Source organism: uncultured Campylobacter sp. (assembly GCF_937997465.1).
In the GTDB taxonomy this organism is placed as follows: Bacteria; Campylobacterota; Campylobacteria; order Campylobacterales; family Campylobacteraceae; genus Campylobacter_A.
On the sequence record NZ_CALKTQ010000285.1, the window covers coordinates 1 to 1462 of the forward strand.

Sequence of the window (1462 nt, forward strand, 5' to 3'; positions counted from 1 at the left end):
CAAAGTAAAAAACAACCTCAAACGGTTGTTTTTTACGCAAAGAAGCTCGGCTTGCAAGACTAAATTTAACCAAACCAAATTTAGCACCTTAAAGGTGCGGGTCTTGGCGAGTAACGCCAAAAGCGCCGAAAAAAGTAAAAAAAGGAAACAAATGCTAGAAGCTCTTAGCTTAAATTTCATGCAAAACGCCCTGCTGGCGGGCATCCTCGTTAGCATCGCTTGCGGCGTGATCGGCACACTTACGGTCATAAACCGCATGGTTTTCATCGCGGGTGGCATCGCTCACGGCGCATACGGCGGGCTTGGCATCGCGTTTTATTTTTCGCTCGAGCCGCTGCTTGGAGCGAGTCTGTTTTCGCTGTTTTTGGCGCTACTCATCGCCACGATCACGCTCAAAGACAAAAGTAAGATGGACTCCGTTATCGGCGCGCTGTGGGCGTTTGGCATGGCGTTTGGCATCATTCTCACCGACCTGGCGCCCGGCTACAATGTCGATCTAATGAGCTATCTTTTTGGTTCGATTTTGGCCGTGCCGCAGGGCGATCTTGTTTTCATGGCGGTCGCAAACTGCGTCATACTAGCGTCAGTCGCGCTATTTTACCGCCAGTTTGAGGCGCTTAGCTTTGACACGGAGTTTGCGCGGCTGCGTGGGGTGCGCACGACGCTGCTATACTACGCGCTAACGTGCATGATGGCGCTAAGCGTCGTGATGACGATACGCGCGGTCGGACTCATCCTAGTTATCGCGCTGCTCACGATCCCGCCCTATATCGCGGGTGCGGTCTCGAGCCGCCTGGGCACGATGATGCTAAACGCCGCGCTCATCTCGGCCGCGTTTTGCGTGAGCGGGCTGTGGCTGAGCTTTGAGGCGAATCTCACTAGCGGCGCTAGCATTATCCTCATCGCTTCGGTTTGCTTTTTTATATTTACCGCGGTAAAAAGGCGGTAGATTCGGCGTTTTGGGTTAAATTTGATGAAATTTGACTCGCGATCTGCGGCTTAAATTTGATGTCAAATTTGCAGTCGCTAGCATATACGGGCAAATTTGACCAAGCAAAGCCAAATCAGATAAATTCCTTCTCCAAAGGCTGCATCGCGTTGCCGTCTGCGTCGAAAAGCACTCGCCCGCAGACCTCGCAAACCTCATCTATAGGAGAGGGCTCGTCCGCATCCAGCTGCCACGCGGACATTTCGCCGCACTCGCAATTTATGATGTAAAGGATCTGTCTTTTGCGGCGCTTACCCCATGGCGCGATGTCCCAAAATAGCTCCTCGCGCCTGCCTAGCTTTTTAAAATCTTTCTCGGCGTCCTTGTGCGCGACGAGCAGATAGTAGGCATCACTATGAAGCTCCAAAGTAAAGAGCCTAAAATCGCTCTTCTTTAGCGCTTTTTGAAACTCGTTCATCAAAAATAGGCTCGCATCGCCGCGCTCGAAACCCTCTTTTTTCGCTTCTTTTTCGA

Annotated in this window: 1 protein-coding gene and 1 pseudogene; one reads left to right on the forward strand and one right to left on the reverse strand. The window is 51.5% G+C overall.

The genetic code is table 11. The annotated features are described in order from the left end of the window. The first annotated feature begins 151 nt into the window (after positions 1-151). A complete protein-coding gene (locus tag Q0546_RS09355) occupies positions 152-949 on the forward strand; it encodes a metal ABC transporter permease (RefSeq protein WP_298792466.1) in 798 nt (265 codons plus the stop codon). Between the two features lie 115 nt (positions 950-1064). On the opposite strand, the pseudogene Q0546_RS09360 reads toward Q0546_RS09355, so the two are convergent. Continuing rightward, positions 1065-1462 (reverse strand): annotated as a pseudogene (locus Q0546_RS09360) (hypothetical protein); the annotation flags it as partial.